This is a genomic window from Streptomyces sp. NPDC001851, assembly GCF_040297165.1.
Classification (GTDB): Bacteria; Actinomycetota; Actinomycetes; order Streptomycetales; family Streptomycetaceae; genus Streptomyces.
Genome location: NZ_JBEOYR010000017.1, coordinates 1 through 25,226, shown reverse-complemented (window position 1 = coordinate 25,226; position 25,226 = coordinate 1). Strand labels below are relative to the sequence as shown.

General features: G+C 70.4%; 22 protein-coding genes. 12 read left to right on the top strand and 10 right to left on the bottom strand.

Translation table 11 applies throughout. The features are described from left to right. Positions 1–346 precede the first annotated feature (346 nt). Entirely contained in the window at positions 347–775 is a 429-nt protein-coding gene (locus ABT171_RS24690) for a Rieske (2Fe-2S) protein (RefSeq protein WP_351247272.1), read from the bottom strand. 364 nt (positions 776–1,139) lie between these two features. On the opposite strand from ABT171_RS24690, the gene ABT171_RS24685 reads away from it, so the two are divergent. Beyond that, positions 1,140–2,270, top strand: a complete 1,131-nt coding sequence (locus ABT171_RS24685; RefSeq protein WP_351247270.1) for a LacI family DNA-binding transcriptional regulator — start codon at positions 1,140–1,142, stop codon at positions 2,268–2,270. Continuing rightward, positions 2,267–3,178, top strand: coding sequence for a carbohydrate kinase family protein (locus ABT171_RS24680; RefSeq protein WP_351247268.1), 912 nt, complete (start codon positions 2,267–2,269; stop codon positions 3,176–3,178). Before ABT171_RS24685 ends, ABT171_RS24680 begins: the two co-directional genes overlap by 4 nt. Before the next feature lie 169 nt (positions 3,179–3,347). On the opposite strand, the gene uvrA is transcribed toward ABT171_RS24680, so the two are convergent. Further along, on the bottom strand, positions 3,348–6,371 hold the full coding sequence (gene uvrA, locus ABT171_RS24675) for an excinuclease ABC subunit UvrA (protein ID WP_351247266.1): 3,024 nt from the start codon (positions 6,369–6,371) through the stop codon (positions 3,348–3,350). A gap of 224 nt (positions 6,372–6,595) precedes the next feature. Here uvrA and ABT171_RS24670 point away from each other — a divergent pair, with 224 nt between their 5' ends. The 5 genes from ABT171_RS24670 to ABT171_RS24650 all read left to right on the top strand — a co-directional run bounded on the left by ABT171_RS24670 (position 6,596) and on the right by ABT171_RS24650 (position 10,692). Continuing rightward, complete coding sequence (locus ABT171_RS24670) at positions 6,596–7,282, top strand: maleylpyruvate isomerase family mycothiol-dependent enzyme (RefSeq protein WP_351247264.1); 687 nt, start codon at positions 6,596–6,598, stop codon at positions 7,280–7,282. Positions 7,283–7,328: 46 nt separating this feature from the next. Then, positions 7,329–7,982, top strand: a complete 654-nt coding sequence (locus ABT171_RS24665) for an MBL fold metallo-hydrolase (RefSeq protein ID WP_351247262.1) — start codon at positions 7,329–7,331, stop codon at positions 7,980–7,982. A gap of 138 nt (positions 7,983–8,120) precedes the next feature. Next, complete coding sequence (locus ABT171_RS24660) at positions 8,121–9,005, top strand: ABC transporter substrate-binding protein (protein WP_351247260.1); 885 nt, start codon at positions 8,121–8,123, stop codon at positions 9,003–9,005. Continuing rightward, positions 9,002–9,937, top strand: coding sequence for an amino acid ABC transporter permease (locus ABT171_RS24655; protein WP_351247258.1), 936 nt, complete (start codon positions 9,002–9,004; stop codon positions 9,935–9,937). Before ABT171_RS24660 ends, ABT171_RS24655 begins: the two co-directional genes overlap by 4 nt. After that, positions 9,934–10,692, top strand: a complete 759-nt coding sequence (locus tag ABT171_RS24650; RefSeq protein ID WP_351247256.1) for an amino acid ABC transporter ATP-binding protein — start codon at positions 9,934–9,936, stop codon at positions 10,690–10,692. The genes ABT171_RS24655 and ABT171_RS24650 overlap by 4 nt, the downstream gene beginning before the upstream one ends. 45 nt (positions 10,693–10,737) lie before the next feature. On the opposite strand, the gene aroQ is transcribed toward ABT171_RS24650, so the two are convergent. Then, positions 10,738–11,211 carry a type II 3-dehydroquinate dehydratase gene (aroQ, locus tag ABT171_RS24645; protein ID WP_351247576.1) on the bottom strand — a complete coding sequence of 158 codons (474 nt, stop codon included), beginning with the start codon at positions 11,209–11,211 and terminating at the stop codon, positions 10,738–10,740. 209 nt (positions 11,212–11,420) lie between these two features. Between aroQ and ABT171_RS24640 the strand changes: the two genes are divergently transcribed. Then, the gene (locus tag ABT171_RS24640; protein ID WP_351247254.1) at positions 11,421–12,692 is read left to right on the top strand and encodes an MFS transporter; all 1,272 of its coding nucleotides are present in this window, start codon (positions 11,421–11,423) and stop codon (positions 12,690–12,692) included. A 20-nt stretch (positions 12,693–12,712) separates the two neighbouring features. Here the strand turns inward: ABT171_RS24640 and ABT171_RS24635 are convergent, their stop codons facing one another. The 6 genes from ABT171_RS24635 to ABT171_RS24610 form a co-directional block, all read right to left on the bottom strand. Beyond that, a complete protein-coding gene (locus ABT171_RS24635; RefSeq protein WP_351247251.1) occupies positions 12,713–13,813 on the bottom strand; it encodes a calcium:cation antiporter in 1,101 nt (366 codons plus the stop codon). A 10-nt stretch (positions 13,814–13,823) separates the two neighbouring features. Further along, complete coding sequence (locus ABT171_RS24630) at positions 13,824–14,963, bottom strand: TerC family protein (protein ID WP_351247249.1); 1,140 nt, start codon at positions 14,961–14,963, stop codon at positions 13,824–13,826. 201 nt (positions 14,964–15,164) lie between these two features. Next, positions 15,165–17,183: a TerD family protein gene (locus ABT171_RS24625; protein ID WP_351247247.1), complete on the bottom strand. Its 2,019-nt coding sequence runs from the start codon at positions 17,181–17,183 to the stop codon at positions 15,165–15,167. 52 nt (positions 17,184–17,235) lie between these two features. Beyond that, the gene (locus tag ABT171_RS24620; RefSeq protein ID WP_351247245.1) at positions 17,236–17,814 is read right to left on the bottom strand and encodes a TerD family protein; all 579 of its coding nucleotides are present in this window, start codon (positions 17,812–17,814) and stop codon (positions 17,236–17,238) included. Positions 17,815–17,970: 156 nt separating this feature from the next. Beyond that, positions 17,971–20,118 carry an excinuclease ABC subunit UvrB gene (gene uvrB, locus ABT171_RS24615; protein WP_351247243.1) on the bottom strand — a complete coding sequence of 716 codons (2,148 nt, stop codon included), beginning with the start codon at positions 20,116–20,118 and terminating at the stop codon, positions 17,971–17,973. A gap of 40 nt (positions 20,119–20,158) precedes the next feature. Further along, positions 20,159–21,025, bottom strand: coding sequence for an MHYT domain-containing protein (locus ABT171_RS24610; protein WP_351247241.1), 867 nt, complete (start codon positions 21,023–21,025; stop codon positions 20,159–20,161). 280 nt (positions 21,026–21,305) lie between these two features. Here ABT171_RS24610 and ABT171_RS24605 point away from each other — a divergent pair, with 280 nt between their 5' ends. Together ABT171_RS24605 and ABT171_RS24600 are read left to right on the top strand one after the other, a co-directional pair. After that, on the top strand, positions 21,306–22,175 hold the full coding sequence (locus tag ABT171_RS24605) for a glycerophosphodiester phosphodiesterase (protein WP_351247239.1): 870 nt from the start codon (positions 21,306–21,308) through the stop codon (positions 22,173–22,175). Positions 22,176–22,216: 41 nt separating this feature from the next. Then, the gene (locus ABT171_RS24600; protein ID WP_351247237.1) at positions 22,217–22,771 is read left to right on the top strand and encodes a methylated-DNA--[protein]-cysteine S-methyltransferase; all 555 of its coding nucleotides are present in this window, start codon (positions 22,217–22,219) and stop codon (positions 22,769–22,771) included. Positions 22,772–22,781: 10 nt separating this feature from the next. Here ABT171_RS24600 and ABT171_RS24595 read toward each other — a convergent pair whose 3' ends face one another. Further along, positions 22,782–23,213 (bottom strand): VOC family protein, encoded by a 432-nt coding sequence (locus ABT171_RS24595; protein WP_351247235.1) that lies wholly within the window; start codon positions 23,211–23,213, stop codon positions 22,782–22,784. Between the two features lie 100 nt (positions 23,214–23,313). On the opposite strand from ABT171_RS24595, the gene ABT171_RS24590 reads away from it, so the two are divergent. Together ABT171_RS24590 and ABT171_RS24585 are read left to right on the top strand one after the other, a co-directional pair. Continuing rightward, positions 23,314–24,222: a pseudouridine-5'-phosphate glycosidase gene (locus ABT171_RS24590; RefSeq protein WP_351247233.1), complete on the top strand. Its 909-nt coding sequence runs from the start codon at positions 23,314–23,316 to the stop codon at positions 24,220–24,222. Next, positions 24,219–25,142, top strand: coding sequence for a carbohydrate kinase family protein (locus tag ABT171_RS24585; protein ID WP_351247231.1), 924 nt, complete (start codon positions 24,219–24,221; stop codon positions 25,140–25,142). The genes ABT171_RS24590 and ABT171_RS24585 overlap by 4 nt, the downstream gene beginning before the upstream one ends. The last annotated feature ends 84 nt before the right edge of the window (positions 25,143–25,226 follow it).

The following is a 25,226-nucleotide window of genomic DNA, read 5'->3' as shown; positions in this document are numbered from 1 at the left end:
GGCGCGACGGGAATGACGTGCGCTTCAGCAGCAGGGGCAGCGGGCTGGCGGCAGCTGAGCGGCACAGCGACGTGAACGCAGGGCGGCACGGGCGGAGGCCCAGGGCGCAGAACACCGGGAGGCGGACAGTACCCGGGCACGGGCAGCGGTCACCTTGGCCCGAGGCGCGACGGGAATGACGCGCGCTTCAGCAGCAGGGGCAGCGGGCTGGCGGCAGCTGAGCGGCACAGCGGCGTGAAGGCGGGTCGGGCGGCGGCCGAGGGTGGTGGCGCTGGGCGGCTGTGGGGCGGGGCAGCTGCGCGGCGGCGCAGGGCGGCCGCGTGTGCGGGGGATCGGAGCGGGCCGGTCAGGCCTCCGGGCCGGCGATGATCCTGCCGTTCGTGGTCTTCACCGGCAGCTCGGGCAGGGGCTCGGTGGCCGGTGACTGGACCACCTTGCCCGTCACGGCGTCGAACTGGCTGCCGTGACAGGGGCAGATCAGGGTGGTGCCCTGCAGCTTGTTGATGGGACACCCCGCGTGCGTGCAGATGGTGCTGTACGCCTTCAGCCTGCCGCTCCCGTCGCGGCTGACGACCACGTTGTGCTCCCGGTAGAGCTTGGCGCCACCCTTCGGGACCTCGTTCTCGGCACCGAGCTCGACCGGCGCGGTCGGGGCGGCCCCGGCCGCGCTGCTCTGCCCGGGCGCCGAGCACGCCGCCAGACCGAGTCCGGCGACCGGGGCCACGGCAGCCCCTCGAAGGACGGTACGGCGGCTCGCGGAGGGGCGGGCAGGCATCTGAAACTCCACTGCTCAAGGGGTGTGCACGGCGACGATACCCGGCAGAAGGGCCCGCCTTGGGGCGGGGCCTCGGCTGCGGGCCAGGGGGTCAGCGAGGGAGAAGGAGGGCGAGGAGGTGTCGGCGGGGCCGGAAGCAGGGGCGTAAACGTTTGCGCAAGCGTTTACGCAGGAGCGGTCAATGGGATACCGTTCCCGGCCGGAAGAGCCCACAGCCGGTCGGCCTGGCGGCTCTGTCCGGACCAGCAGTGCGTCCAAGCAGTGCCTCCGCGCGGTGCATCTGTTCTGTGCGGTGGGTCCACTCAACGCGTCCGTCGCGGTCGGACCCGTCGCGTCGGCGCAGTCGGCTCAGGAAGGGAACGCGATGCCCACGATGGCGGACGTCGCACGGAGCGCCGGAGTCTCGGTCGCGACCGTTTCCCACGTCCTGAACGGCACCCGCCCGGTGCTGCCCCACACCCGTCAGGCCGTGCTGGACGCCATCGACGCCCTCGGCTACACACCCAACACCCTGGCCCGCTCCCTGGTGACCTCCCGCACCAGCTCCATCGGGCTCGCGGTATCGGCGATCAGCAACCCGTACTTCACGGAGATCCTCCAGGGCGTCGAGGCCGCCGCCCTGGAGGCGGGGTACAGCCTGCTCATCGCGGACCCGCACGACGACCCCGGGCACGAACGCAAGGTCGTGCAGCTCCTCCACGAACGCCGGGTGGACGGCATGATCGTCGCGCCGTCCGCGCATCCGCACGATCTGGTCGGCTACCTCCGCCGCCATGCCGTACCGACCGTCTTCCTGGACCGGACGATCGACGCAGACATGCTGGACGGCACCATGGTCGGCGGTGGAGCGGGCACCGCCCCCGGCGAGCACGCGCCCTGGTACGACCAGGTCTGCACCGAGAGCGCCGAACCGACCGCCCGTCTCGTCACTCACCTCGCCGGGCTGGGTCACCGCCGGATCGGTCTGGTCGCGGGCCTGCCCGGCCTCAGCACCACCCGTGAGCGTGTCTCCGGCTACCGGGACGGCCTCACCGCCGCCGGCCTGGCCCACGACGAACGGCTCCTCGTCTCCGGCAACTCCGAGTCGGCGGGTGCCGAGCAGGCCACGGCCGCGCTGCTCGCCCTGCCCGATCCGCCCACCGCGCTCGTCACCGCCAACAACGCGATGACGATCGGCGCCCTGCGCGCCCTGCGTCGGCGCGGCCTGTCCGTCCCGGGCGACATGGCCTTGTGCTGTTTCGATGACTTCGCCTGGGCCGACCTGTTCTCGCCCCGGCTGACCGCTGTCGCCCAGCCCAGCCGAGAGCTGGGCGCCCAGGCCGTCCGGGTACTCCTGGACCGTCTGGACGGGCCGCGCCGGCCGACCCGGACGGTGCGGCTGCCGTGTGCGTTCATCCACCGCACGTCCTGCGGGTGCCCGGAGGAGCCGGGCCGGTCCGAAAAGCGCGGACCCACCACGTCATCCATGCAGTCGGAGAAGGGAACCGCCTCGTGATCGTCGTCGCCGGTGAGGCACTGATCGACCTCGTGCCGCAGGGCTCCGGTGCCCTCGCGGACCTGAAGCCGGCGCTCGGCGGCGGCCCGTACAACACCGCCGTGGCCCTTGGCCGGCTCGGCTCCCGCACCGCGTTCTGCTCCCGGACGTCGTACGACGCCTTCGGCGAGGCCCTGCTCGACGGGCTGCGGCGGGCCGGGGTGGATGTCTCGGGCGTGCAGCGCGGGGCGGAGCCGACGACTCTGGCGGTGGCCACGCTCGACGCCGGCGGTTCCGCCGCGTACTCCTTCTATGTCGACGGCACCGCCGACCGTCTGTTCACGGCTCCCACCGCGCTGCCCGCCGGAACGCGCGCGGTGTCCTTCGGGACCTGCTCGCTCGTCCTGGAACCGGGGGCGAGCGCCTATGAGGAGTTGATGCGCGCGGCGGCCGGACAGGGGCTGTTCACCGCGCTCGACCCCAACATCCGGGCGGGGCTGATCCCGGACGCGGACGCCTACCGGGCGCGTTTCAAGAGCTGGCTGCCCTCGGTGACGCTGCTGAAGCTCTCCGCGGAGGACGCCGAGTGGCTGGGCGGCACACCGCGCGAGTGGCTGGCCGCGGGACCGGCGGCCGTCGTGGTGACCCGGGGCAGGGAGGGGCTGACGGTGTTCACCCGGGACGGCGCGGAGTATTCCGTACCGGGTGAGAAGGTCGCCGTGGTGGACACCATCGGCGCCGGTGACACGGTGAACGCGGCGCTGTTGCACGGTTTGTCCGCGCAGGACGCGCTGTCGGAGGAAGCGCTCGCCGCCCTGGGGGCACAGGGCTGGACGCGACTGCTGCGCTTCGCGGCACGCGCGGCGGCGATCACCTGCTCGCGGGCGGGGGCCGAGCCGCCGTACGCGGCCGAGCTGGGTGGCCTGTGAGCGGCCCTTTTCCTCTCTGCTGTTGTCAAGGTGCGGCCGGACCCGGGGAGCGGGGGCCTGTCGGACCTCGGAGCCAGGGTTGCTGATGGTGGAACGAGCGGCGCCCCGCGGGGAGTTCCCGCGGGGCGCCGCTCTTTTGGTGGTGCGTCAGAGCCTGGCTGGTGCTGCGTCAGGCCTTGCGTGTCCGCGTCGTCTTCTTCGCGGGCGTTGTCTTCTTCGTGGCCGCGGCGGCCTTCTTGGTGGCCGTGTTGTTGGCCTTGGCCGTCACCGTCTTCTTCGCCGCCGTCGCCGCCGCGGCCGTCTTCCGGGCCGTGGTCGCACGCGGTGTCACCGGGTCCGCGTCGCTGATGCGGTCGGCTCCGAGGATCTCGCGCAGGAACTTGCCGGTGTGGCTGGCCGGTACCCCGGCCACCTCTTCCGGCGTGCCCTCGGCGACCACGAGGCCACCGCCGGCACCGCCCTCGGGACCCATGTCAACGATCCAGTCGGCGGTCTTGATCACGTCGAGGTTGTGCTCGATGACGATGACCGTGTTGCCCTTGTCGACCAGGCCGCCGAGGACCGTCAGCAGCTTGCTGATGTCCTCGAAGTGCAGACCGGTGGTGGGCTCGTCCAGGACGTAGACCGTGCGTCCGGTGGATCGCTTCTGCAGTTCGCTGGCCAGCTTCACGCGCTGGGCCTCACCGCCGGAGAGGGTGGTGGCGGACTGACCGAGGCGGACGTAGCCGAGGCCGACGTCCTTGAGCGTCCTCAGGTGCCGGGAGATGGCCGGGACGGCCTCGAAGAAGTCGGTGGCCTCCTCGATCGGCATGTTCAGCACGTCGGCGATGGACTTGCCCTTGTAGTGGACCTCCAGAGTCTCCCGGTTGTACCGGGCGCCGTGGCAGACCTCGCACGGGACGTAGACGTCCGGGAGGAAGTTCATCTCGATCTTGATCGTGCCGTCGCCCGCGCAGTTCTCGCAGCGGCCGCCCTTGACGTTGAAGGAGAAACGCCCGGGCAGGTAGCCGCGGACCTTCGCCTCGGTGGTCTCGGCGAACAGCTTGCGGATGTGGTCGAAGACACCGGTGTACGTCGCCGGGTTGGACCGCGGGGTACGGCCGATCGGCGACTGGTCGACGTGCACGACCTTGTCGACCAGGTCGTCGCCGTCCACGCGCGTGTGCCGTCCGGGGACGTTCCGCGCGCCGTTCAGCTCGCGGGCCAGGTGCGTGTAGAGGATGTCGTTGACCAGCGTGGACTTGCCGGATCCGGAGACGCCCGTGACGGCCGTGAACACACCCAGCGGGAAGGACACGTCGATGTCCTGCAGGTTGTTCTCGCGGGCGCCGTGCACGGTGAGCTGCCGGGACGGGTCGCGGGGGCGGCGGACATCCGGCACCGGGATCGCCTTGCGGCCCGAGAGGTACGCGCCGGTCTGCGATTCGGTGTTGGCGAGCAGCTCCTTCAGCGAGCCGCTGTGCACGACCTTGCCACCGTGCTCGCCGGCCCCGGGACCGATGTCCACCACCCAGTCGGCGACCTTGATGGTGTCCTCGTCGTGTTCCACGACGATGAGCGTGTTGCCCATGTCGCGCAGCCGGACCAGGGTCTCGATCAGCCGGTGGTTGTCCCGCTGGTGCAGGCCGATGGACGGCTCGTCCAGCACGTACAGGACGCCGACGAGACCTGAGCCGATCTGGGTGGCCAGGCGGATGCGCTGGGCCTCGCCGCCGGAGAGTGTGCCGGCCGCGCGGTTCAGTGAGAGGTAGTCCAGGCCGACGTCGACCAGGAAGCGGAGCCGTTCGTTGACCTCCTTCAGCACCCGCTCGGCGATCTTCTTGTCGCGGGCGTTCAGCTTCAGCCGGCCCAGGAAGTCCGCGCAGTCGCTGATCGACATCCCGGAGACCTCGGCGATCGACTTCTCCATGATCGTGACCGCGAGGACGATCGGCTTCAGGCGCGTGCCCTCACAGCTCGGGCAGGGCACCTCACGCATGTAGCCCTCGAAGCGCTCGCGGCTGGCGTCGCTCTCGGCCTCGCTGTGCCGGCGCTTCACGAACGGCACCGCGCCCTCGAAGGGCGTGGTGTACACGCGCTCGCGGCCGTACCGGTTGCGGTACCGGACCTCGATCTGGGTCTTGTGGCCGTGGAGCAGGGCCTTCTTCGCGCGCTGGGGAAGGCCCGCGAACGGGATGTCCGTGCGGAAGCCGAGGGCGTCCGCGAGGGCGCCGATCAGGCGGCCGAAGTAGTCCTTGGTGTGCCCGTGCGACCAGGGGTGGATGGCGCCCTCGTCCAGGGACTTGTCCGGATCCGGGACGATCAGCTCCGGGTCGACCTCCATGCGCGTGCCGATGCCGGTGCAGTCGGGGCAGGCGCCGAAGGGTGAGTTGAAGGAGAAGGAGCGGGGCTCCAGCTCTTCGAAGGACAGGTCGTCGTACGGGCAGTACAGGTGCTCGGAGTACATGCGCTCGCGCTCGGGGTCGTCCTCGGGGAGGTCGACGAAGTCGAGCACGATCATGCCGCCGGACAGGCCGAGGGCGGTCTCCACGGAGTCGGTGAGCCGGCGCTTGGCGGACTCCTTCACCGTGAGGCGGTCGACGACCACCTCGATGGTGTGCTTCTCCTGCTTCTTCAGCGCCGGCGGCTCGGAGAGCTGGATGGTCTGGCCGTCCACACGCGCGCGGGAGTAGCCCTTGGTCTGCAGATCGGCGAAGAGGTCGACGAACTCGCCCTTGCGCTCGCGCACGAGCGGCGACAGCACCTGGAAGCGGCTCCCCTCCGGCAGCTCCAGGACCTTGTCCACGATGGCCTGCGGCGACTGGCGCGAGATCGGGCGGCCGCACTCGGGGCAGTGCGGCTTGCCGATCCGCGCGAAGAGCAGACGCAGGTAGTCGTAGACCTCGGTGATGGTGCCGACCGTCGAGCGCGGGTTGCGCGAGGTCGACTTCTGGTCGATGGAGACCGCCGGGGACAGACCCTCGATGAAGTCCACGTCCGGCTTGTCCATCTGGCCGAGGAACTGCCGGGCGTACGAGGAGAGCGACTCCACGTAGCGGCGCTGGCCCTCCGCGAAGATCGTGTCGAAGGCCAGGGAGGACTTGCCCGACCCGGACAGGCCCGTGAAGACGATGAGCGAGTCACGAGGCAGGTCGAGCGAGACGTTTTTCAGGTTGTGCTCGCGCGCGCCACGGACGATGAGACGGTCGGCCACGCCGGTCCGCACCTTTCTTGAGAGAAGTGACAGGGGCGGGGCCCCCGTGCTTCTTCAGACTAGGGGGAGCCACTGACAACGCCGGTCGGATTGCCCGATTGCATAACAACCCCCGGCCATCCAGCATGCCCGACGTCGCCTTCGACGATATAGCACGGGCTTTCGATTTGCGGACGGCCTTCACCACCTTCACCCGAAGGTGTGGCGGGGCTAGTGTCAGGCTCATGATTGATCACGCTCATGACCTGGCCTGTGTACATGACGCGACCGAACGGCTCCTCACCGCGGTCGCCGAACTGGACAACGCATCGCTCGCCGAGCCGTCACGGCTTCCGGGCTGGACTCGCGGGCATGTGCTCGCCCACCTCGCCCGCAACGCGGACGCGCTCGTGAACGTCCTCGAAGGCCGGCCCATGTACCCGAGCGCCGAGGCGCGGGACGCCGACATCGAACGTGACGCCCCGCGCCCCCTCGACGCCCAGCTCGCCGACCTGCGCGAGACGGCGGCCCGCTTCCAGGCGGCGGGCAACGCGCCGGCGGACTGGACGCGCACGGTGGAGCTGCGCAACGGCGTCACCGACTCCGCGTCCCGTGTGCCGTTCCGCAGGTGGGCCGAGGTCGGACTGCACCATGTGGATCTCGGCATCGGGTACGAGCTGGAGCATCTCCCGGCGGAGTTCACGGAGCGGGAGATCGACTTCCTCGCGGCACGCTTCTCCGGGCATCCCGAGGTGCCCGCGACCCGTGTCACGGACGGCACACGCGCGTGGAGCACGGGACGCGAGGCGGCCGAGCCCGAGGTGACGGTCAGCGGCGCTCCGGCGGACCTGCTGGGCTGGCTCGCCGGACGTCGTGCAGGGGCCGCGCTGGAGGCGACCGGCGGCGCACTGCCGACGCTGCCGCCGCTGTAGCGCGACAACGGTCCGCCGGGCACTCCCCCGCTATAGGCTGATCACCATGACGTACAGCGGAGAGGTCAAGGTCGGCGGACCGGCCGACGTGCACGAGCTGAAAGACCTGATGATCACGAAGATCGCGGTCGGCCCGATGGACAACAACGCCTATCTGCTGCGCTGCCGGGCCACCGACGAACAGCTCCTGATCGACGCCGCCAACGAGGCGCAGACGCTGCTCGGCATGATCGGTGACGACGGCATCGCCTCCGTGGTCACCACACACCGGCACGGCGACCACTGGCAGGCACTCGCCGAGGTCGTCGCCGGCACGGGCGCGCGGACATACGCCGGCCGCGAGGACGCTCCCGGCATCCCGGTGCCCACCGACGTTCTCGTGGACGACGGCGACGTCATCAGGGTGGGACGTGTCGAGCTCACCGCGCGGCATCTCGTGGGGCACACCCCGGGCTCGATCGCGCTGGTCTACGACGACCCGCACGGCCACCCGCACGTCTTCACCGGCGACTGCCTCTTCCCTGGAGGTCCTGGAAAGACCACGAATCCGGTGGACTTCACGAGTCTGATGGACGGTCTGGAGGAGAAGGTCTTCGGTCCGCTGCCCGACGAGACGTGGATCTACCCGGGCCACGGAAACGACACCACGCTCGGCAACGAGCGACCGCACCTGGCGGAGTGGAGATCCCGGGGCTGGTGAGGGTCGGCCCAGTCCCCCGTGGTCGCCTTCGCGGGCGCGTACGCACGCCGTTCACACGATCGCAACACCGGTTCCCACGATGCGGACACTTACGGTCATGACCTGGACAAACGTGGGGTTCGCTGCCAATCTCCCGCCATGTACCTCGCCCCTCGCACCCTGCGCCGTGCGCTGGCCGCCGCCACCGTAGCCCTGCTCGCCACCGCTGTCGGCTGTGCTCCGCAGCCCGAGGGCAACGCGTCGGCAAGCCCGTCCGGACCGGCCGGAAAGAGCTGCGCCAAGGGCAAGTTGGCCACCAAGACCTCCGGCAAGCTGACGATCGCGACGGACGAACCGGCGTACGAGCCCTGGTTCAAGGACGACAAGCCGGCGAACGGCAAGGGCTTCGAGTCGGCGGTCGCCTACGCCGTGGCCCGGCAGCTGGGTTACGGCAAGAGCGCGGTCGTATGGCAGAGCGTGCCGTTCAACAAGGCATTCGCGCCCGGTGTGAAGACCTTCGACTTCGACATCAACCAGGTGTCGGTCAGCACCGAGCGCAAGAAGGCCGTCGACTTCTCCTCCGGCTACTACGACGTGCGCCAGGCCGTCATCGCCCTGAAGGGCAGCAAGGCCGCCGACGCGAAGAGCATCGCGGACCTGAGGAACCTCAAACTGGGCGCCCAGGTGGGCACCACGAGCCTCGACTACGTCACCGACGTGGTGAAGCCGAAGCAGGAGGCCGCGGTGTACGCCAAGAACGACCAGGCGAAGTCCGCCCTGAAGAACGGCCAGGTCGACGCCATTGTCGTCGACCTGCCGACCGCGTTCTACATCACCGCGGCCGAGGTGACGAACGCGAAGATCGTCGGCCAGTTCGAGAACCAGGGTGCCGCACCTGAGCAGTTCGGCCTGGTGCTGGACAAGGGCAGCGCGCTGACCTCCTGTGTGAGCGGCGCCGTCGACGCGCTGCGCAAGGACGGCACCCTGGCGAAGCTGGAGAAGCAGTGGCTCTCCGACGCCGTCGACGCCCCGGTGCTCAAGTGACGGTCACCAAGGGCGAGTCGGCCCGGGAGGGAGCCGACGACGAGGGCGACATGACCGGCGCCGCCACCGACGGCGTCTCCGGTGACGGCTACGTACCCTCCGAACGGCGGCTGGAGCGCGAGCGCCACCAACGCGCGCGTGCCCGCCGCGCCACGGCCGTCGCGGCGCTCTCGACGCTGGTCACGGCCGTCGTGCTGTACCTGGTCGTGGTCGACGCGCCGGGCTGGCCGCGCACCAAGGAGACGTTCTTCAACGCGCACTACGCGCGCGAGGCGCTGCCGAAGGTCCTCGAAGGGCTGTGGCTGAACGTCCGCCTGCTCGCGGTCTGCGGCGTCGCCGTCCTCGTCCTGGGCATGCTGATCGCGATCGCGCGCACACTGCGCGGCCCGGTCTTCTTCCCCTTGCGGGTCCTGGCTGCGGCGTACACCGACTTCTTCCGCGGCCTTCCGCTGATCATCAACCTGATGATCGTCGTCCTGGGCGTGCCCGCCCTGCGGCTGCAGGGCGTGACGGTCGATCCGGTGCTGCTGGGCGGTACGGCGCTGACACTGACGTACTCGGCGTATGTGGCCGAGGTGTTCCGGGCCGGCATCGAGTCGATCCACCCCTCGCAGCACGCCGCGGCCCGCTCACTGGGCCTCACCAACCGGCAGGCCCTGCGCTACGTCGTCCTTCCGCAGGCGGTACGGCGCCAGGTGCCGCCGCTGCTCAACGACCTGGTGTCGCTGCAGAAGGACACGGGCCTGGTGTCGATCGGGGGTGCGGTGGACGCCGTGCGGGCGGCCGACATCATCGTGGGCCGCAGCATGAACTACACGCCGTACATCGTCGCGGGGCTGGTGTTCGTGGCGCTGACCATTCCGATGACTCGCTTCACGGACTGGGTGACGGCGCGGATGGACCGGCAGCGGGCCCAGGGAGGAGCGCTATGAGTGACGCGGACGCACCTGTCCTGCGGATGGAGTCCGTCCGCAAGACCTTCGGCTCTTCCGTCGTCCTGCGGGACGTCGGACTGGAGGTCGCACCGCACACGGTGACCGCGCTGATCGGTGCGTCCGGCTCGGGCAAGTCCACACTGCTGCGCTGCGCCAACCTCCTGGAGGAGATCGACGACGGTGCGATCTGGCTGGACGGCGAGGAGATCACCGACCCCCGTGCCGACCAGGACGCGGTGCGGCGTCGCATCGGTGCGGTCTTCCAGGCGTACAACCTGTTCCCGCACATGACCGTGCTGGACAACATCACGCTGGCGCCGCGCCGAGTGCACGGCGTCGCCCGCGCAGAGGCCGAGGAACGGGCCAGGGAGCTGCTGGAGCGCCTGGGACTGGCCTCCAAGGCCGATGCCTACCCCGACCGGCTCAGCGGCGGCCAGCAGCAGCGTGTGGCGATCGTACGGGCGCTCGCGGTACGGCCCCGGCTGTTGCTGCTGGACGAGATCACGGCTGCGCTCGACCCCGAACTCGTGGGCGAGGTGCTGGAGGTGGTCCGGGACCTGAAGGACGACGGCATGACCATGGTGCTGGCGACGCACGAGATGGGCTTCGCGCGGGACGTCGCCGACCAGGTTTGTTTTCTGGACGGTGGGGTCGTCCTGGAGCGCGGCACCGCGGAGCAGGTCTTCGGCGACCCGCAGCAGGAGCGCACGCGGCGCTTCCTGCGGCGGATCGTGGAGGCGGGCCGCCTGTGACGGCGCAGGCCCGCGCACGGCGCAGCCCTGTGCGCCCGCGCAGGCCTACGCGTCGGCCTGGGCGGCGCCCAGCAGAGCGGCCACGCGCTCCACGCCGAACACATAGCCCTGCACTCCGCACCCGGCGATCACACCGTCGGCGCGCAGCGAGACGTAGGAGTGGTGCCGGAACGATTCACGCTGGTGGATGTTGGAGATGTGTACCTCCAGCACGGGCATGCCGTCACAGGTGTTGAGTGCGTCCAGAATCGCGACCGACGTGTGGGAGTAGGCGCCGGGGTTGATGACGATCCCGCAGTGGTTCAGGCGCGCCTCGTGGATCCAGTCGACCAGTTCGCCCTCGTGGTTGGACTGCCGGAAGTCCACCGTACCGCCGTGCGCGGCCGCGGCCTTGGCGCACAGCGCCTCGACGTCGGCCAGCGTGTCCTTGCCGTAGATCTCGGGCTGGCGCTGGCCGAGCAGGTTCAGATTGGGCCCGTTGAGGATCATGATCGGGGCGTTGGCCAGGGTGCGGGGCACGGTTCCTCCGGTCCGTTCGGGGCGGTGCTCGACGACCGCTGCTCGCACCGGTCTATCACGGTGACCGGAGCGAAGGCCGGGCCACTGCGCCGCAGGTGACTTCGGCGCACGCCACGGTCGCTCGATCACCTCTGCGCGCCCCGTAACCGCCGATCACAAGGGGTAGTTGACGCGGCATGGAGCCCGTACGTGCCGTAAGTGCCCCTTCGTTGCCGAGACTCGCCGCCGCGTCGCTGGCCGGGACGGCCATCGAGTTCTACGACTTCTTCGTCTACGGGACGGCGGCGGCCCTGGTGCTGGGACCGCTGTTCTTCCCGACGTTCTCGCCCGTCGCGGGGACCCTGGCGGCCTTCGGAACGTTCGGGGTGGGATTCCTGGCCCGTCCGCTCGGCTCGGTGCTGTTCGGGCATCTCGGCGACCGGCGTGGGCGACGGCCGGTGCTCGTCGTCTCGTTGCTGCTCACGGGCGCCTCGACGGTCGCGGTGGGCTGCGTGCCGTCGTACGGCACTGCCGGAGTCGCCGCACCCGTGCTGCTGCTCATCCTGCGCTTCCTCCAGGGGCTGGGGCTCGGCGGGGAGTGGGGTGGAGCGGTGCTGCTGACCGCCGAGCACGCGCCGGCCGGGCGACGCGCGCTGTGGTCGAGCTTTCCTCAGGTGGGACCCGCGTTCGGCTTCGTACTCGCCAATGGTGTGATGCTCGCGCTGTCGGCGGCACTGCCGGACGCGGAGTTCGCGCGATGGGGGTGGCGGGTGCCGTTCTGGGCGGCCGGGGTGCTGGCCATGGCCGGGCTGTGGCTGCGCTCGTCGCTCGTGGAGAGCCCTCGGTTCCTGGAAATCGACGACCACGCACGCGTGCCGATCCTTGAGGTCGTACGGCATCACGGGCGGCTGGTGCTGCTGACGGCCGGCGCGCTGGCCGTCGGGTACGCGGTGTTCTACGCGGTGACGACCTGGTCGCTGGCGTATGCGACGGAGCGGCTCGGGGTGAGCCGAACGGTGATGCTGACCTGTGTCATGGCCGCGGTGGTCGTGGAGGGGGCACTCACGCCGGTGATGGCGCTGCTCGGCGACCGCTACGGGCGCCGGCCGATGTGTCTGACGGGGTGCTCGGCCTGCGCCCTGTGGATGCTCCCGATGGTGGCGCTGCTAAGTACCGGTGAGCCGTTGCTGATGTTCCTGGGCATTCTGGGCGCCCTGATCGCCTTCATCATCATGTTCGCGGTCATCGCCGCCTACCTGCCGGAACTGTATGAAGCGCGGGTGCGCTGCACGGGCGCAGCGGTGGGCTACAACCTCGGCGGGGTCCTCGGCGGCGCCCTCACCCCGATCGTGGCCACAGCACTGGCGGAGCAGGGCGGACGGGTGCCCTGGGCCGTGGGTGCCTATCTGACGGGCGTCGCGCTGCTCAGTCTGGTGTGCTTCGCGCTGCTTCCGGAGACGCGGCCGGTACCGGTGCCGGCGGTGGAGCCGGCGACCGGCTGACCGGGTTCCGGGCCGCTGCGCTATGGGTTGATCGCCAGCTCCAGGTAGGCCGCGAAGAGCACCAGGTGGACCCCTCCCTGCAGAGGTGTGGCCCGTCCCGGCACCACCGTCAGGGAGCTGACCACCACCGTCAGTGCGAGCAGCAGCATGTGTGTCGAGCCGAGGCCGAGGACGAGCGGTCCCGACAGCCAGACGGAGGCGAGGGCGACAGCCGGGATGGTCAGACCGATGCTGGCCATGGCCGAGCCGAGAGCGAGGTTGAGGCTGGTCTGCACCCGGTCGCGGCGTGCGGAGCGCAGTGCGGCAATGGTCTCCGGCAACAGGACGAGCAAGGCGATGATCACACCGACGACGGCGTGGTGCAGGCCGGCCGCCTCCACGCCCGACTCGATGGTGGGTGACACGCCCTTGGCCAGGCCGACCACGCCGATCAGGGCGAGACCGAGCAGACCGAGGCTGGTCCAGGCGGTACGCGCGGACGGAGGTCGGGCGTGGTCGTCGGCTGTGATGACCTCGCCCTGCCGGGTGATCGGCAGGAAGTAGTCGCGGTGACGCACGGTCTGGGTGGCCACGAACAGGCCGTAGAGGATCAGTGAGGACAGCGCGGCGAAGGTCAGCTGCACCGTGGAGAACTCGGGTCCGGGCTTGCTGGTGGTGAAGGTCGGCAGCACCAGGCTGAGCGTGGCGAGCGTCGCCACGGTCGCCAGGGCTGCGCCGGTTCCCTCGGGATTGAAGACAGCCGTGCCGTGCCGCAGCGAGGCGACGAGCAGGCAGATACCGACGATGCCGTTGCAGGTGATCATCACGGCGGCGAAGACGGTGTCTCTGGCCAGCGTGGAACTCTTGTCGCCACCGTCGGCCATGAGGGTGACGATCAGGGCCACCTCGATGATCGTGACGGCGATGGCGAGCACCAGGGAGCCGAAGGGCTCGCCGACGCGGTGAGCGATGACCTCCGCATGATGCACCGCGGCCAGGACCGAGCCGGCGAGGACCACGGTCACCAGGGCGACGACCGCGCCCGGGAGGTCACGGCCCCAGGTGAGCGCCAGGAGGACGACCGCGAGGACGGGCACCAGGATCGTCCATTGCCGGGTGAGCGACCGGAGCCGAGTGATCATGCGGTGATGGTCACAGAGACGTACAGGATTCGCATTCCGTTCTTTTCGGATATTTCTCGTCCTTTCCGCTGCGCAGACCGGCATCGGCGGGAGCGGTATCTGCTCCGCGCAGCCCGCTCCCCCTGGCCGTATCTCTCGCGGCCTTGGTCAGGGCGTCGACGCTGTGCTTCGGAGTGCCTTCCCCGCCGGCGTGCGCCGCCTCCACGGCCGCCTGCTTTCCGGAGGCCATCAGGCTGGTGATGGTGGTGACGACCAGGACCGCGCAGATCACGCCGAGCGAGACGGGGATGCTGATCTCGGGGACATGGACGCCGGACTCGTGCAGGGCGTGCAGCACCAGCTTGACGCCGATGAAGCCGAGGATGATCGACAGGCCGTACGAGAGGTGGACCAGCTTCTTCAGCAGGCCGCCGATGAGGAAGTACAGCTGCCGCAGACCCATGAGGGCGAAGGCGTTGGCGGTGAAGACGATGTACGGATCCTGGGTCAGCCCGAAGATCGCGGGTATGGAGTCCAGGGCGAACAGCACGTCCGTGGTGCCGATGGCGAGCATCACGACCAGCATCGGGGTCATGACCCGCTTGCCGTTCTGCTGGATCCACAGCTTGGTGCCGTGGTACCGGTCGGCCACGCCGAACTTGCGTTCCGCGGCCTTCAGCAGCTTGTTCTCCTCGTACTCGTCGTCCTCGTCGTCCGTGCGGGCCTCCTGGATGAGCTTCCAGGCGGTCCAGACGAGGAAGGCGCCGAAGAGGTAGAACACCCAGGAGAAGCTGCCGATGATCGCGGCTCCCGCGGCGATGAAGACGGCCCGCAGGACCAGGGCTATGAGCACGCCGACGAGCAGGACACGCTGCTGGTACCGGGCGGGTACCGCGAACTTGGCCATGATCAGGACGAAGACGAAGAGGTTGTCGACGCTGAGCGACTTCTCGGTGATGAATCCGGCGAAGAACTCGCCGGCAGGCTGTCCGCCGCCGAAGGCGAGGAGACCGAGGCCGAAGAGCCCGGCCAGCGCGATCCAGACGACGGTCCAGATACCGGCTTCCTTGATCGACACCTCGTGCGGCTTGCGCCCGATGAAGAAATCGACCGCGATCAGGGCGGCGAGACCCGCGATGGTCAGGACCCACAGGGTCATGGAGACTTCCACTGCACCTCCGGCATTACGTAACGGCAAACACGTCAGCGTCGTCGCTGCCGGAGGTCTCTTCCACCCGCGCCGGGCCGACGCCCCGGGACCGGAACCGATCCGTACTGACGGGTGCGCCGCAGTCAGGGAGTACTCCCCTCCGTACGGAAACAGTACCCCAATCACCAAGAGAAGGTAAAGGGGAAAGTAAAATAAAGGCCATCAGCGCTGGTCAGCGCCACTTTGCCTGTGCTTGGCCAGATTCCTGGCCACCTGGGCGAGGACCTGCTGGACGATCTGGCTGCCGGCCGGCACCAGCGAGGGTTCGTAGGTCCACGCATGCCCCACCCAGGGATCGGCGAGGTGGTCGTCGGGTACGGGGGTGAGTCGCATCAGCGAACGCCACAGCGGATCGAGCAGGGGGCCGTAGGCCGCCGCGTCCTCGCGGTCCGCCACCAGCAGGAGGTGCACACCGACGTCGGGCCCCTCGTCGGCGAGATAGCGCAGCCGCGTCACGGCCCGGTCGTCGAAACCGTGCGGGAAGTCATTGACGATGAGCAGCTGTCGTGCGGTGCCGACATCGGCCGGCAGCGATTCGGGCGCGCCGCCGCGCAGGGCCATCTGCACCAGGTCGACCCGCCGGGTGAGCTTCTCCAGCACCTCCGTCACCCCGGCCGCCCCGGTCGCGGGAGGCGCGGCGAGCACGCCGGTCCGCGTGAGCGGAGCGAACGCCGCTGTCCCTGCGCCGGCCGGGTCGATGACCTGTACGAAGAAGTCCCCCGCGGGATGCACGGCGAGCAGCCGCGCCGCGAGCGCCGTCGCCGCCTCCATGGCCAGGTGCCGTAGCTCGGCGGAGTCCGGGACGCCGTCGGGTGCCGCCGCCGGCCCGCTGTCGAGCCACAGGCCGCGTTCCAGCGGCAGTCTGACCAGCATGGGGATGCGCAGCGGGATGCTCTCGGGCAGATGCAGGTCGCCGAGGCGCAGGGCCATCGGCGGCTCGGTGGGCATGCGGTAGCCGTGCCAGACGGGGTTGTCCCAGCCTGCGTACGCGGGCGGCAGTGCGGGCTCGACCACTTCGGACTCGGCGGTGAGCTGGGCGAGATCGCGGTCGAGGACCGCGCGTGCCTGGTCCACCAGCTGCGTCCGGCGGGCGTGGGCAGCCTCACGCGCGATCGCTCCCGCGGTGCCGAGCCGGCCGCGGGGGTCGGTGAGGGCCTGGTCGAGTTCCTTCTCCAGGCGGGAGTCGGCGAAGTCGACGGCACTGCGGTACGCGGCGGTCGTGCGGGCCAGGTCCTCGAACATGCCCCAGACCTGGTTGTACAGCCGCTCCTCCATCGACCAGCCCACGGCGTCACCCGCGACCGGCGGCGCGGGCCGGCCGTCGGTGTGCGCAGCGGCCGGGGGCGGTGTGGCGTGCGGGCGGCGGCCGGGGTGCGTGTAGTCGACCCGGGCGCCGGTGTCGCGCGCGACGGCCCCGGCTGCCCGGGCGTCGGACGGGTTCCGCGCGCCGTCCTGGCGTGCCGACTCCGCCATAGCGGAGGCAGGAGCGTGCGAAGGCTCCGGCGCACGGGTGTCGTACGGCGCGGAAGCCGACGTGTCGCAAGCCGCGCCTCCAGAGGCGTCGTGCGGGACGGCCTGGGAGGTGTCCTGCGGCGCCGGTGCGGTGGAAGGGGCCGGCAGGGCGCGGGACGGACCGTGTGCCGCCGCCTCGTGAACGGCGGCTGCGAGCTCCCCGGGCTCCCGCAGCCCCTGGTCGGCAAAGAGTGCCGTGAGCCCTGCCGCGTAGCCCTGGCCCACCGCGCGTACCTTCCAGACGCCCTGTCTGCGGTACAGCTCCAGGGCGAGCACGGCCATCTCGCTGTCCAGGCCGGTGAGGGTGTAGCGGACGAGTTCGGTGCCGTCGAGGCCCTCGATCGCGGTGTGCGGGGCGGGGACGGCACCGAACCGCGGTGGCGCTCCGGCCCCTGGGGGCAGGGCGAGGAAGACGTCGACGCGATGGACGGCCTCGGGCAGGGCGCCCAGGTCGACGGCCAGCCGGTGTTCCGTGGCGGACCGTTGGGACACCTCGATGCCGGGCAGAGCGGGGGCGCCGGGATGGGCCACCCACTGGGCGCCGTGCACCGTGCCGTTCTCGTCGCCGAGCGTGGCGCCGGCCAGGACCGGTGCCCCGGCCGAGATCCGGATCGTCAGCCGGATGTCGGACAGCGGGTGGTTCTGCCCCCGCACCAGCTCGGCCGTCATCGCCGTCGCCCCCCGAGTCGTTCTGTCGTGCACCCTGCCGGTCCGGCGGGTCCTACAGGTGCGGCAGGATCGCCGGCATCAGGTCCTGGAACGTGCGGCCGTTGGCCGGGGTACCCAGGGCGGTCATCGTCCAGCCCGAGCCCGCGCGGTGCACCTTCGCCATGATCTGGGCGGTGTAGTCGCCGCCGCCGTCCAGGGTGTAGCGGGCGAGTTCCTGGCCGTTGGTCTCGTCGACGAGACGGCAGAACGCGTTCTGCACCTCCTGGAAGGTCTGGCCCGTGAAGGAGTTCACGGTGAAGACGATCTGGTCGATGTGGACCGGGACGCGCTGCAGGTCCACGAGGATCGCCTCGTCGTCGCCTCCCTGGCCGACGCCACCGACGAGATTGTCGCCGGTGTGCCGGACGGAGCCGTCGTCGCTGACCAGGTGGCGGAAGAAGACGACGTCGACCGGCTGCTTCTCGGCGAAGAGCACGGCCGAGGCGTCCAGGTCGATCTCGCGGGTGCGGGAGCCGAACAGGCCGCGTCGCTTCGCCGCCTGCCAGCCCAGTCCCATACGGACCGCGGTCAGGGTGCCCCCGTCCTTCTTCTCCAGGCTGATGGCCTGACCCTTGCTCAAGTTGACGGACACCGCTGAATCCCCTCTCGATGGTCCCCTGTTGCCGCGCAGTGCGCGGTTGTCCAAAACCCTACGCAGGGGCACCGACAGTGCCGCACCCCGGCCCGCGCTTTGTGTCGGTGTTGCAACACTTGGCGCATACGCCGAGGTCCGGCACGGTGGGGGGACTCAGGCGAGGCCGGCCTCCCGCATCTGACGCAGTTCCTTCTTCATCTCCGAGACCTCGTCACGCAGCCTGGCCGCGATCTCGAACTGCAGCTCCGCGGCGGCGGCGCGCATGCGCTCGGTCATCTCCTCGATCTGCTCGGCGAGTTCGGCCGCCGGGCGGTCCGTGGGCACCGTGGCCGCGGCCTTGCCCTTGGCGGCCTTGCCGGCCTTTGCGCCCTTGGCGGTCTTGTCTCCGAGTGACGGGACGGGTGCCTTGGCGCCCTTGCCGTCCTTGGACTTGCGGAAGCCGGAGCCGAGGAGCTGCTCGGTGTCGACCTCTTCGCGGGCGATCTGCGCGACGATGTCGTTGATCTTCTTGCGCAGCGGCTGGGGGTCGATGCCGTTGGCCTTGTTGTAGGCGACCTGCTTCTCCCGGCGGCGGTTGGTCTCCTCGATGGCCTTCTCCATCGCCGGGGTGATCTTGTCGGCGTACATGTGGACCTGGCCGGAGACATTGCGCGCCGCGCGGCCGATGGTCTGGATCAGCGAGGTGCCCGAGCGCAGGAAGCCCTCCTTGTCGGCGTCCAGGATCGCCACCAGGGACACCTCGGGCAGGTCGAGGCCCTCGCGCAGGAGGTTGATGCCGACCAGGACGTCGTACTCACCGGCGCGCAGCTCGCGCAGCAGCTCGACGCGGCGCAGGGTGTCGACGTCGCTGTGCAGATAGCGCACCTGGATGCCGAGCTCCAGGAAGTAGTCGGTGAGGTCCTCGGCCATCTTCTTGGTGAGGGTGGTGACGAGGACGCGCTCGTCCTTCTCGGTGCGCTTGCGGATCTCGTGCACCAGGTCGTCGATCTGGCCCTCGGTGGGCTTGACCACGACCTCCGGGTCGACCAGGCCGGTCGGGCGGATGATCTGCTCCACGACACCGTCCGAGCGGGACAGCTCGTAGGCGCCCGGGGTGGCCGACAGGTAGACGGTCTGGCCGATGCGCTCCTGGAACTCCTCCCACTTCAGGGGGCGGTTGTCCAGCGCGGAGGGCAGGCGGAAGCCGTGCTCCACGAGCGTGCGCTTACGGGAGGCGTCACCCTCGTACATGGCGCCGATCTGCGGGACGGTGACGTGCGACTCGTCGATGACGAGCAGGAAGTCGTCCGGGAAGTAGTCCAGCAGGGTGTTGGGCGGGGAGCCGGGCAGGCGGCCGTCGAAGTGCATCGAGTAGTTCTCCACGCCGGAGCAGGTGCCGATCTGGCGGAGCATCTCGATGTCGTACGTGGTGCGCATCCGCAGGCGCTGGGCCTCCAGGAGCTTGCCCTGCTTCTCCAGCTCGGCGAGGCGCTCTCCCAGCTCCTTCTCGATGTCGTTGACGGCCCGCTCCATGCGCTCGGGGCCGGCGACGTAGTGGGAGGCGGGGAAGACGTACAGCTGCTGGTCGTCGCTGATGATCTCGCCGGTGAGCGGGTGCAGCGTGGACAGCGCCTCGATCTCGTCGCCGAACATCTCGATGCGGACGGCCAGCTCCTCGTAGACCGGGAAGATCTCGATGGTGTCGCCGCGGACGCGGAAGGTGCCGCGGGTGAAGGCCATGTCGTTGCGCGTGTACTGGATGTCGACGAAGCGGCGCAGCAGCTCGTCGCGGTCGATCTCGTCGCCGACTCTCAGGGGGACCATACGGTCCACGTACTCCTGGGGAGTACCGAGGCCGTAGATGCAGGACACCGAGGCGACCACGATGACGTCGCGGCGGGTGAGCAGCGAGTTCGTCGCCGAGTGGCGCAGTCGCTCGACCTCCTCGTTGATCGAGGAGTCCTTCTCGATGTAGGTGTCCGACTGCGGGACATAGGCCTCGGGCTGGTAGTAGTCGTAGTACGAGACGAAGTACTCGACCGCGTTGTTCGGCAGCAGCTCGCGGAACTCGTTGGCCAGCTGGGCGGCCAGGGTCTTGTTCGGCGCCATCACGAGCGTGGGGCGCTGGAGCTTCTCGATCATCCACGCCGTGGTGGCGGACTTGCCGGTGCCGGTCGCGCCCAGCAGGACGACGTCCTTCTCACCGGCCTCGATGCGCTTGGCCAGGTCGGCGATGGCCGTCGGCTGGTCGCCGCTGGGCTGGTAGGGGCTGACGACCTCGAAGGGCGCCACCGTGCGTTCGATGTGGGAAACGGGCCGCATGTCATCCACCGTACGACCCCGCACTGACAACCGGTCCGGATCAGCGATTCTGCGGGGTCCGGGAGACGTGGTCCGCGAGGCGGCGCTCCTCGTGGAGGGCGGCACGGCGGTCCGGGTGGGAAGGGACGGCGGGGGCCGGGACACCCGGCTTGTGCTCGATGGGCCTGGGCACGGGCCGGCCCATGACCATCAGCGGGTCGAAGATCACCACGACGCCCGCGAGGAGCAGGAAGGCGAGCGGTCCGATCAGCATCGGTGCGAGCACGGACGGCTCCGGCGCGCCTCCGGCGGTGTGGGTCATGCCGTCGAGATGGACGCCCAGGGCCGCCATACCGGTGTAGTGCATGCCGCTCACCGCGAGACCCATGACGAGGCTCGCCCCCACACTCCACAGGAAGCCCCGGACGCGTCCGGCGGCCCACAGGGCGGCGGTGGCGGCCACGACCGCTATGACCACGGAGGCGGCGACGGTGAGCGTGTTGTAGGTGAAGTGCCCGTGGAAGCGCACGCCCGCCATGCCGAGGTAGTGCATCGAGGCGACGCCCAGGCCGGTGATCGTGCCGCCGGTGAACAGAGCGGTGCCGGTGGCGCCCCGGTAGCCGACGATGAAGATGCCGACCCCGACCATGACGACGGCGAGGCCGAGGCTCGCGTAAGTGATCGGCTTGTCGTAGTGGATCGGCGCCTCCTTGATGGCGAAGCCCATCATGGCGACGAAGTGCATGGTCCAGATACCGGAACCGATCGCGGCGGAGCCCAGGGCCAGCCAGGCGGGCCGCCAGGAGTGCGTGACCAGCAGGGACCGGGTGGTGCAGCGCAGGCCGAGGGCGCCGCCGAGGCAGGCCATCAGATAGGCCACCAACGGGGTGACGGCCCCGTAGCTGAATCCGTCGACCGTGCCTTGCATCCGCGGCTGCCCTTCCGCCCTCTTGCGTCCCGGAATCCCCGACTTGTTCCCCCGGCCCAGGACCGCGCCGGCGGTCAGGGTTGTCGCAGAGAGTATGACCCCCACCGGAATGGTCGAACGATTTTCCGGCAAAGAAACACGGCCTTGCCTCAGTTGTGGGGTACCGGTGAGCGGACCTGGACATCTCCATTCGGTCTGTGGCCATCGTGCGCCCGGGTACCGTTGGCCGTCTGCTGTCACTCTGGGTGCTGTCGGTACTCACTCGACGCGAGGAGTCTGCATGCACGCGCGTGTACTTGCCGCCGCGGCCGCCGCCGTCCTGGGGACGGCGACCCTGCCGAGCCCCGCCCCCGACGCCCCGGCCGGCCACATCGGCGTGCCCACGGTGATCGCCCACCGAGGTGCCTCCGCCTATGCTCCCGAGAACACGCTGGCCTCGATCGACAAGGCCGCGCAGCTGGGCTTCTCCTGGGTCGAGAACGACGTCCAGCGCACCAAGGACGGCGAGCTGGTCGTCATCCACGACGACAGCCTGCAGCGCACCACGAACGTCGAGCAGGTGTTTCCCGGCCGGGCCCCGTGGAAGGTGAAGGACTTCACCGCCGCCGAGATCGCCCGGCTGGACGCGGGCAGCTGGTACGCCCCGGCGTACGCGGGAATGCGCGTGCCGACGCTGAAGGACTACATGTGCCGGATCGAGCACAACCACGAGAAACTGCTCCTGGAGATCAAGAACCCGGATCTCTACCCGGGCATCGAGCAGCAGACGCTGAAGCTCCTCGGCAACGAGGGCTGGCTGGACCACAAGCACCTCGGGCGGCTGATCGTGCAGAGCTTCAGCGCCGACAGCATCCGGACCGTGCACGAGCTGAGGCCCGCGGTGACCACCGCCTACCTCGGATCGCCCACCGCGGCGCAACTGCGCCAGTACGCGCCCTACACGGATCTCATCAATCCCTCGTACGGCTCCCTCTCCCAGGCGTACGTCTCGGCCGTCCACGCCGTCGACGGACCGCACGACAAGCCGCTCGGCGTCTTCGCCTGGACGGTGAACGACGCGGCCACCGCACGCAGGGTCGCTGACTACGGCGTCGACGGGATCATCACCAACAAGCCCGACGTGGTGCGGGCGGCGCTGGCCCCGCACTGAACGGGACGGGCGTTGTCAGTGGCGGGCCGTACCGTGGGCGCATGGACAGCGATGGGCAGGACGAGCAGCGGGTCGTGTGGGCCGTGGTGGGCACGGACATCGGTCCGCTGATGCTGGCGGCGACCAGAGAAGGCCTGGTCAACGTGGTCTTCCACGCCACGGACGCGGTGCGCGACCGCGCGCTTGAGCGGCTGGCGGCCCGGCTGGGCGGCACTCCCGTGGAGGATCCTGACTCGCCGCTGCTGGCGGAGGCGATACGCCAGCTGCGGGCCTACTTCGCGGGCGAGCGGCACGGCTTCGACCTGCCGTTGGACTGGTCGCTGATCTCCGGCTTCAACCGGCAGGTGCTCCGCGAGCTGGCGTCCGGTGTGCCCTACGGCACGGTGGTCGGGTACGGCGATCTCGCCGGGCGGGTCGGACAGCCCGGCGGGGCGCAGGCGGTCGGTGCGGCGATGGGTGCCAATCCGCTGCCGGTGGTCGTGCCGTGCCACCGGGTCGTGGAGAGCGACGGCGGCATCGGGGGCTTCGGGGGCGGGCTGGAGACCAAGCGCAAGCTGCTCGCCCTTGAGGGCGTGCTGCCCGAGCCGCTGTTCTGACCGGGCCCGGCTAGTCGTCGTAGTGCCGGACCTCGAAGACGTTGCCATCGGGGTCCCGGAAGTAGAAGTTGCGCGGGGCCAGGCCACGGGCGCCGAAGGAGTCGCGGCCGACGGCGGTCATGGGTACGCCGTGCTCCTCCAGCCGGGCGCGCAGGGCGTCGAAGGCGTCGGCGGGCAGGGACAGGCAGATGTGGTTGACCGGGTGACCGGCGGCGTCGGCAGCGCCGGGCAGCATGTCCATGTGCTCGGCGGCGGTGAGCGGGACGAGGTCCAGGATGGTCTCCTCGTTGACGCGCACGGAGGGGAACACCGTCTTTCCTTCGGCGTACTCGGCGGCTCTCACGGGTTCCAGGCCGACGGCATCCTGGTAGAAGCCGGTCGCGGCGACCGGATCGGCCACCCACAGGACGACGTGGTCGAGACACCTGCTGTTCTTCCTCATGCGCCCCAGGCTGGTGGCGTCCCCCACAGGCCGCAAGCGTTTAGCGAGGGCCGGCACCCGCCAGAGATGGGGAAGGGACCGACGACAGGAGGCGGTGCACGTGGTGCTGGTGGTGTCGCAAGAGGTCCAGGAGGCGGTCGACGCACGGCGGCCGGTGGTGGCCCTGGAGTCCACGATCATCGCGCACGGCCTGCCCCGCCCGCGGAACCTGCAGGTGGCGTTGGAGCTGGAGGAGGCGGTGCGGCGGGAGGGCGCCGTACCGGCGACCGTCGCCGTGCTCGACGGCCGTCCCCGTATCGGCCTGGACAAGGAGCAGCTGGAGCGGGTCGCGAACGAGGACGGCATCCGCAAGCTGGGCCACCGCGATCTGCCGCTCGCCGTGGCGGCGGGTGCGAGCGGGGCGACCACGGTGTCGGCGACGGCACAGCTGGCCGCGCTTGCGGGCGTCCGGGTGTTCGCAACCGGGGGGCTGGGCGGTGTGCACCGGGAGTGGACGGTGACCCAGGACGAGTCTGCCGACCTGGGTCTGCTGGCACGCACCAGGATCACGGTGGTCTGCGCGGGCGTGAAGTCGATCCTGGACGTCCCGGCGACCCTGCAGCGGCTGGAGACGCTGGGCGTGGCCGTCGTGGGGTACGGCACGGACCGGTTTCCCGGCTTCTATCTGTCGGACTCGGGGCATCCGGTCGACTGGACGCTGGAGACTCCGGAGCAGGTCGCGGACGTCATGCGGGGCCAGGACGCGCTCGACGCGCCGGAGTCGGCGCTGATCGTCGCCAACCCGGTCCCCGTGGCCGAGCAGCTCGATCCGGAACTGCACGCGCGTGTGCTCGCCGACGCGCTGCGTGCCTGCGCGGAGCAGGGCGTCACCGGGCAGGCGGTCACCCCGTTCCTGCTGGACTACCTGGTCCGGCACACCGACGGCGCCTCCCTGAGCGCCAATCTGGCGGCCGTGCGCGGCAACGTACGGCTGGCGGCGCGGATCGCCACGGCGTGGACCCGGGGATGACCGCGGACGGGGCACTGCTGGTCGTCGGCGACGTGGTCACGGACGTGGTCGCCCGGCACCGGGGGCCGCTCGCGGCCGGCACCGACACGGCCGCCGCGATCCGTACGGTGCCGGGCGGCGCGGGCGCGAACGTGGCCTGCTGGGCCGCGTACACGGGGTGTGCGGCCGTACGGCTGCTCGGGCGGGTGGGCGCGGACGCGGCCGGGTGGCACGAGCGCGAGTTGGTCGCGGCCGGAGTGGAGCCCCGGCTGGTGGTCGATCCGACGGCGCCGACGGGGACGGTGATCTGCCTCGTCGACACGGGTGCGGCGGCGGAACGTACGTTCCTCACGGACAGCGGGGCGTCTCTGCGGCTCGAACCAGCCGACTGGTCGGACGCGTTGCTGGACGGCGTCGCCCGGCTGCACCTGTCGGGCTATCTGCTGTTCACGGAACCGAGCCGGGAGCTCGCGCGGACGGCGCTCAGGGCGGCACGTGCGCGTGGTGTGCCGGTCAGCCTGGATCCGGCTTCGGCGGGCTTCCTGGCGCGGTGGGGCGTGGATCGCTTCCTCGCGTTCGCGGAGGGCCTGGACGTGTTGCTGCCCAGCCGGGACGAGGCGTGTCTGCTGACGGGGCTCCCGGATCCGGCGGACGCGGCTGCCAAGCTGAGCCGACTCGTTCCGCTCGTGGTGGCCAAGGCGGGCGCGGCCGGCGCGCTGGTGGCCCGTTCCGGCAGCGCACCGGCCAGGGTCCCGGCGACACCGGCGGTCCCCCGGGACACGACGGGCGCCGGTGATGCCTTCACCGGCGCGTTCCTCGCCGCCCTGCTCGCGGGCGCGGCCCCGGAGGAAGCGGCGGCGCGGGGCTGCCGGGCGGGCGCACAGGCAGTGGAACGGGTCGGAGGCAGGCCACCGCGCGCGGAGGGTGACGGCCGGCCCTGAGCGGGAGGACGCGGCGGCCGGGCGGTCGGGGGCGCCGGCGCGGGCGGCCACGCGCCGGCGGCTGGAGGCCGGCGGCCGCGTGCG